Source organism: Micrococcus sp. (assembly GCF_030523875.1).
GTDB lineage: Bacteria > Actinomycetota > Actinomycetes > Actinomycetales > Micrococcaceae > Micrococcus.
The window spans coordinates 1-6727 of sequence record NZ_JAUNHR010000099.1 but is presented as its reverse complement, the minus strand read 5'-3'; the positions used below and the strand labels follow the sequence as shown (position 1 = coordinate 6727).

The 6727-nt window shown below is 73.7% G+C and carries 8 protein-coding genes; all 8 read left to right on the top strand.

Annotated elements, in window-relative coordinates; genetic code table 11:
• Window positions 1–184 precede the first annotated feature (184 nt).
• The gene (tsf, locus tag Q4D18_RS10455; RefSeq protein ID WP_303128116.1) at window positions 185–1021 is read left to right on the top strand and encodes a translation elongation factor Ts; all 837 of its coding nucleotides are present in this window, start codon (window positions 185–187) and stop codon (window positions 1019–1021) included.
• A 179-nt stretch (window positions 1022–1200) separates the two neighbouring features.
• Window positions 1201–1953, top strand: coding sequence for a UMP kinase (gene pyrH, locus Q4D18_RS10450; RefSeq protein WP_303128113.1), 753 nt, complete (start codon window positions 1201–1203; stop codon window positions 1951–1953).
• Window positions 1954–2039: 86 nt separating this feature from the next.
• Window positions 2040–2597 (top strand): ribosome recycling factor, encoded by a 558-nt coding sequence (gene frr / locus Q4D18_RS10445; protein ID WP_303128111.1) that lies wholly within the window; start codon window positions 2040–2042, stop codon window positions 2595–2597.
• Between the two features lie 28 nt (window positions 2598–2625).
• Window positions 2626–3459: a phosphatidate cytidylyltransferase gene (locus Q4D18_RS10440; RefSeq protein WP_303128109.1), complete on the top strand. Its 834-nt coding sequence runs from the start codon at window positions 2626–2628 to the stop codon at window positions 3457–3459.
• Window positions 3460–3510: 51 nt separating this feature from the next.
• Window positions 3511–4065, top strand: coding sequence for a DivIVA domain-containing protein (locus Q4D18_RS10435; RefSeq protein ID WP_303128108.1), 555 nt, complete (start codon window positions 3511–3513; stop codon window positions 4063–4065).
• 177 nt (window positions 4066–4242) lie between these two features.
• Complete coding sequence (gene pdhA / locus Q4D18_RS10430) at window positions 4243–5370, top strand: pyruvate dehydrogenase (acetyl-transferring) E1 component subunit alpha (RefSeq protein WP_303128106.1); 1128 nt, start codon at window positions 4243–4245, stop codon at window positions 5368–5370.
• 8 nt (window positions 5371–5378) lie between these two features.
• A complete protein-coding gene (locus Q4D18_RS10425; protein WP_303128119.1) occupies window positions 5379–6434 on the top strand; it encodes an alpha-ketoacid dehydrogenase subunit beta in 1056 nt (351 codons plus the stop codon).
• Window positions 6434–6727, top strand: a 294-nt coding sequence (locus Q4D18_RS10420) for a biotin/lipoyl-containing protein (RefSeq protein ID WP_303128103.1), incomplete at its 3' end; no start/stop codon positions are given. The genes Q4D18_RS10425 and Q4D18_RS10420, both read left to right, overlap by 1 nt.

Sequence of the window (6727 nt, the reverse complement as noted above, 5' to 3'; positions counted from 1 at the left end):
CAGGCCGAGCCGCCCGCGGCGCGGCCCGCCGGGCAGCCCGCCGAGGCCGCCGCCGCCCCGGCCGCGGCGGAGCCCGCCCCGGCCCCCGCGGGAGCCCCCGGGCCGGGCGGGGCGGGGGACCCCCGCGCCGCCCGACCCGCCCAGACACCGCTAGACCCCAGACATCGGGAAGGACCGAACGAGCATGGCGAACTACACCGCTGCTGACATCAAGGCCCTGCGCGAGCGCACCGGCGCCGGCATGATGGACGTCAAGAAGGCGCTCGACGAGGCCAACGGCGACGCCGACAAGGCCATCGAGATCATCCGCGTGAAGGGCCTCAAGGGCGCCACCAAGCGCGAGGGCCGCTCCGCCGCCGAGGGCCTCGTGGCCGCGACCGTGGAGAACGGCGTCGGCGTGATGATCGAGCTCAACTGCGAGACCGACTTCGTGGCCAAGGCCGAGAAGTTCATCACCCTGGGCGACGTCGTGCTGAAGGCCGCCGTGGCCTCCGGCGCCGCCGACGTCGACGCCCTGCTGGCCTCCGAGCACGAGGGCCGCACCCTGGGCGACCACGTGACCGAGGAGGGCGCGCTGCTGGGCGAGAAGGTGGCCGTGCGCCGCGTCGCCCGCGTCGAGGGCGCCACCGTGGACGCCTACCTGCACAAGACCTCCAAGGACCTCCCGGCCCAGGTGGGCGTGCTGCTCGCCGTGGACGCCGGCTCCGCCGAGGCCAAGACGGCCGCGCACGACATCGCCGTGCACACCGCCGCGTACTCGCCGACCTACCTCTCCCGCGAGGACGTCCCGGCCGAGACCGTGGAGAACGAGCGTCGCATCGCCGACGAGACCGCGCGCGCCGAGGGCAAGCCGGAGCAGGCCCTGCCGAAGATCGTCGAGGGCCGCCTGACCGGCTTCTTCAAGGAGATCGTCCTCGAGGACCAGCCGTTCGCGAAGGACCCGAAGACCACCGTGGGCAAGGTCGCCTCCGAGGCCGGCACCAAGGTCACCGGCTTCGCGCGCTTCCGCGTGGGCAACTGACCCCTCCGCGGCCGCGGGGCCCCGCCCCGTGCCCGCACGACGACGCCCCGTCCCCTCCCGTTCGGAGGGGGCGGGGCGTCGTCGTCGGTCGGGGGTGGGGCCGGTAGGATCGACGGCGACCCCAGCGGCGCCGGCCTCCCGGTGCACGCCGTCCGCGAGCCCGAGGAGCGTCAGCACCCATGAGCATCACCCCGCACCCTGCGACCCCGTCCGTCGACTCCGAGGACACCGGCCGCCGGCGGGTGCTGCTCAAGCTCTCGGGCGAGGTGTTCGGCGGCGGCGCCGTGGGCGTGGACCCGCACACCGTCAGCGGGATCGCCGAGCAGATCGCCGCCGCCGCGGAGCGCGTGGAGATCGCGATCGTGGTGGGCGGCGGCAACTTCTTCCGCGGCGCGGAGCTGTCCGAGAACGGCATGGACCGCCGTCGGGCGGACTACATGGGCATGCTCGGCACCGTGATGAACTGCCTGGCCCTGCAGGACTTCCTCATCCAGGCCGGCGTCTCCACCCGCGTGCAGTCCGCGATCCACATGGAGCAGGTGGCCGAGTCCTACATCCCGCTGCGCGCCATCCGGCACATGCAGAAGGGACGCGTGGTGGTGTTCGGCGCCGGCACCGGCCTGCCGTACTTCTCCACGGACACCGTGGCCGCCCAGCGCGCCCTCGAGGTGGGCGCGGACGAGGTCCTGATGGCCAAGTCCGGTGTGGACGGCGTCTACACCGCGGACCCCAAGAAGGACCCGGACGCGCAGCGACTGGACCACCTCACCTACGACGACGCCCTGCGCCGCGACATCCGCGTGATGGACCTGACCGCCATGACCATGTGCAAGGACAACGGCCTGAGCATGCGCGTGTTCGGCATGGAGGGCCCGGGCAACGTGACCCGCGCCCTGCTCGGAGAGCCGATCGGCACGTCCGTCACCCCCTGAGCCGCCGGCGGCGCCGCCGCCCCGGCCCCGACCGGCCCGTCCACGTAGGATGGGCGCAGACCTGAAACCCCCACCGAGGAGAGATCGTGATCCAGGACACCCTGAAGTCCGCCCAGGAGCAGATGGACCGCACCATCGACGCCACCCGCGAGGACTTCGCGTCCGTGCGGACCGGTCGTGCGAACCCGGGCCTGTACTCGAAGGTGATGGTGGACTACTACGGCGCGATGACCCCGCTGCAGCAGCTGGCCTCCTTCACCACCACGGACGCCCGCACCCTGCTCATCACCCCCTTCGACGTGTCCGCCCTGCGCAACATCGAGAAGGCCCTGTCCGAGTCCGAGGTCGGCGCCAACCCGTCCAACGACGGCAAGGTCATCCGCGTGGTGATGCCGGAGCTCACCGAGGAGCGCCGCAAGGAGTACGTGAAGCTCGTCAAGAACAAGGCCGAGGAGCACAAGGTCTCCGTGCGCAACGCCCGTCGCAAGGCCAAGGAGGCCATCGACCGGGCCGTCAAGGACGGCGAGGTCGGCGAGGACGAGGGCACGCGCGGCGAGAAGGAGCTCGACGCCATGACCAAGAAGCACACCGACACCATCGAGGAGATGGCCAAGAAGAAGGAGGCCGAGCTCCTCGAGGTCTGAGCCTCCGGGCAGCTCCCGACGCTCGACCATGACGTCCTCCGTGCAGACCCCCGCGCCCCCACGCGGCGGCCGTGACCTCAAGTCCGCCGTCCTCGTGGGGGTCGGTCTGCTGCTGACGGCCCTCGTCGGCCTCGTCTGGCTGCCCTGGCTGCTGGTGCTCCTGGTCGTGGCCCTGCTGATCGGCGGGGTCGGCGAGATCGCCGTCGCCGTGCGGCAGATCGGCATGGACGTGCCCCGCCCGCCCCTGTGGATCGGGGCGGCCGCCATGCCCCTGGCGGCGTGGACCGGGGGCATCCCCGCGCTCTTCCTGGCCCTCGTGGCCTCGATCCTGCTGATGTGCGGGTGGACGTCGGCCACGCGGCGGCGGCCCACCGGCCAGTTCATGCTGGCCGGCGTCTTCGTGCTCCTGTGGGCGCCCTTCCTGCTGTCCTTCGCGGTGGCCCTGCTGGACCAGCCGCGAGGCAACCTCATGGTGGCGTGCCTGCTGCTCATGGTCGTCTCGAACGACACGTTCGGCTACATCGTGGGCTACCGCTGGGGCCGCACCCCCATCGCCCCGCGCATCAGCCCCAAGAAGTCGTGGGAGGGGGCCCTGGGCTCCCTCGCCGGCTCGGTCGCCGTCGGCTCCGTGCTGGTGCCCGTGCTGGTCGGCCAGCCGTGGTGGTCGGGCGCGCTGCTCGGCGCGGCCACCGTGGCCGCGGCCACCGCCGGCGACTTCTCCGAGTCCATGGTCAAGCGCGAGCTCGGCATCAAGGACATGTCCTCCGCCCTGCCCGGGCACGGCGGCATCATGGACCGACTGGACTCCCTGGTCTTCGCGGCGCCCGTGGCCTACACGGTCCTCGCGCTGCCCCTGCTCTGACCCCACCACCCCGCGCCCCGGACCGGGGCCCGATCCGCTCAGGAGACGCCCATGACCACCTCCCACGACGCCGCCAGCTTCGACCACGTCGAGTCGGACGAGATCGGCTACGAGCCCAGCCACGTGGACGCCTTCCTCGAGCGCGCGCGCCGCGCCGAGCGCGGCGAGGGCTCCCTCACGGCCGAGGACGTCCGCCAGGCCCGGTTCGCCACCGTCGAGGGCGGCTACGCCGCGGATCAGGTGGACGACGAGCTGGACCGCCTCGAGGAGGTGCTCACCGCCCGCGAGCGGGAGTCCTTCCAGGGCGACGAGTCGTGGTCCGCCGCCCTCGCGGAGGACAGCCGTGAGCTGGTGGCCCGCGCGGACCGCGCACCGGCCGAGCGCTTCCGCCGTCCCTCCTCGGACGACGCCCAGGGGTACGACGTGGACCAGGTGGACGCCCTCCTGGACCGCCTGCGGGACGCCCTCGACGGCGACGGCGACCTCACCGCGGACGAGGTGCGCCGCGCGTCGTTCGGCTCGGCCTCCGGCCGCGAGGGCTACGACGAGGCCCAGGTGGACGCCTACCTGGACGCCGCGGTCGACGTCCTGCTGCGCCGCGGCTGAGCCCGCGGCCGGGGCCGGGGCGGTCCCCGTGCGGGGCGGCGCCGGGTGGACGTGAGGACGGGCTGACACGGCCCTCTCGCCCGTGATTAGAATCACAGTCAGTGCGCCCGGCGCCATCCCGTCGGCGCGTGACCGTCTCGCCCCGCACCCGGGGGCGACCACCGGAAGGACCGAAGCATGACCGACGTCGACCTGAGCGCCGAGGCCTCCTCTCCGCCCACCGCCCCGCCCGACCAGCTCCAGGTGCTGGACGCCGCGGGCGTCCGCCACGCCGAGCCGGAGCTGGACCCGTGGCTGGGGGACGTGGACGAGGCCGTGCTGGCCCGTCTGCACCGGGACATGACGGTCATCCGTCGCCTGGACACCGAGGCCACGCACCTGCAGCGCCAGGGCGAGCTGGCGCTGTGGCCGCCGCTGCTGGGCCAGGAGGCCTCCCAGGTGGGCTCCGCGCTGGCCCTCCGAGGGGACGACTTCGTGTTCCCCTCCTACCGCGAGAACGGGGTGGCCCTGCTGCGCGGCGTGGAGGCACTGGACCTGCTGCGCGTGTGGCGCGGGTCCACGTTCTCCGGCTGGGATCCGAAGGCCACCGGCGTGGCCACCCAGCAGATCATCATCGGCGCGCAGGCGCTCCACGCCGTCGGGTACGCCATGGGCGTGAGCCGGGACCGCTCCGACGCCGCCACGATCGTCTACTTCGGCGACGGCGCCACGAGCCAGGGCGACGTCAACGAGGCCATGATCTTCGCCGCCTCCTACCAGGCGCCGGTGGTCTTCTTCTGCCAGAACAACCACTGGGCGATCTCCGAGCCGGTGCGCCTGCAGAGCCGGCGGCACATCGCGGACCGCCCGTGGGGCTTCGGCATCCCCTCCCTGCGCGTGGACGGCAACGACGTCCTGGCCGTGCTCGCCGCCACGCGGCGCGCGGTGGAGCGCGCGGCCGCCGGCGGGGGCCCGACCTTCATCGAGACGGTCACCTACCGCATGGGTCCGCACACCACGGCCGACGACCCCACGCGCTACCAGGCGCCCGAGGAGCTCGAGGCGTGGCGGCGGCGCGACCCGATCGACCGGCTGGAGGCCCACCTGGCCTCCCTCGGTGCGGACGTCGAGGCGGTGCGGGCGGAGTCGGCGACGGCGGCCGACGCCCTGGCCGCGGACGTGCGGGCCGCGCTGGCCCGGCTCATCGAGGCCGGGCCCGAGACGTTGTTCGAGCACGTGTACGCGGAGCCGCACCAGGAGCTCGAGCGCCAGCGGCGCGAGCTGGCCCTGCACCTGGCGCAGTTCGAGGGCGGTGAGGAGGCGTGAGCGAGCGCATGACGTTCGGCCGCGCGATCAACCGCGGCCTGCACCGGGCCCTGGCGGACGACCCGAAGGTCCTGCTGATGGGCGAGGACATCGGCGCCCTGGGCGGCGTCTTCCGCATCACGGACGGCCTGCAGGAGGAGTTCGGCCCCGAGCGCGTGGTGGACACCCCGCTCGCGGAGTCCGGGATCGTGGGCACGGCCGTGGGCCTGGCCATGCGCGGCTACCGGCCCGTGGTGGAGATCCAGTTCGACGGGTTCGTCTACCCGGCCTTCGACCAGATCGTGGCGAACCTGGCCAAGCTGCGCGCCCGCACGCAGGGCCGCGTGCCCATGCCCGTGACCGTGCGCATCCCGTTCGGCGGTGGCATCGGCTCGCCGGAGCACCACTCGGAGTCGCCCGAGGCGTACTTCCTGCACACCCCGGGCCTGCGCGTGGTCTCGCCGTCCTCCCCGCAGGAGGGGTACGACATGATCCGCGCGGCGGTCGCCTCGGACGACCCCGTGATCTACCTCGAGCCCAAGCGCCGCTACCACGACAAGGGCGAGGTCGACCTCGAGGCCGTCCCGCGGCCGCTGGCCACCGGGGCGGTCCTGCGCCCGGGCGCGCACGTCACCCTCGTGGCCTACGGGCCCATGGTGCGCACCGCGCTGCAGGCCGCCGAGGTGGCCGCCGAGGAGGGCGTGGAGGTCGAGCTGATCGACCTGCGCAGCCTCTCCCCGCTGGACACCGGCCTGGTCGAGTCCTCGGTGCGCCGCACGGGCCGCCTGGTGGTGGCCCACGAGGCCTCCCGCACCGGCGGGCTCGGCGCGGAGCTCGTGGCCACCGTGGCCGAGCGCGCCTTCCACTGGCTCGAGGCCCCGCCCGTGCGGGTGACCGGGCTGGACATCCCGTACCCGCCCGCCAAGCTCGAGCACGTGCACCTGCCGGACCTGGACCGCGTCCTGGACGGCATCGACCGCGTGATGGGCCGGCCGAACGCGCTCGACTCCGTGGACGCCTTCGCGGCGCCGCAGACCGCCGAGCAGTTCCTCGCCGAGCACGCCGCGGGGAAGGGGGCCCGCTGATGGCCACGAAGGTCTTCCGACTGCCCGACCTGGGCGAGGGCCTCACCGAGTCCGAGGTGGTGGCCTGGCGCGTCAGCGCGGGCGACGCCGTCGCGGTGAACCAGATCCTCGCGGAGGTGGAGACGGCCAAGGCCGTCGTCGAGGTGTCCAGCCCGTTCGAGGGCACGGTCGCCGAGCTGCACGCGGACGAGGGCACCACGCTCGACGTCGGCGCGCCCCTGGTGACCTTCGAGGTCGCCGCCGCCGAGGGGGAGGACGAGGCCGTCGGCCGCGTGCCCACCCTGGTGGGCTAC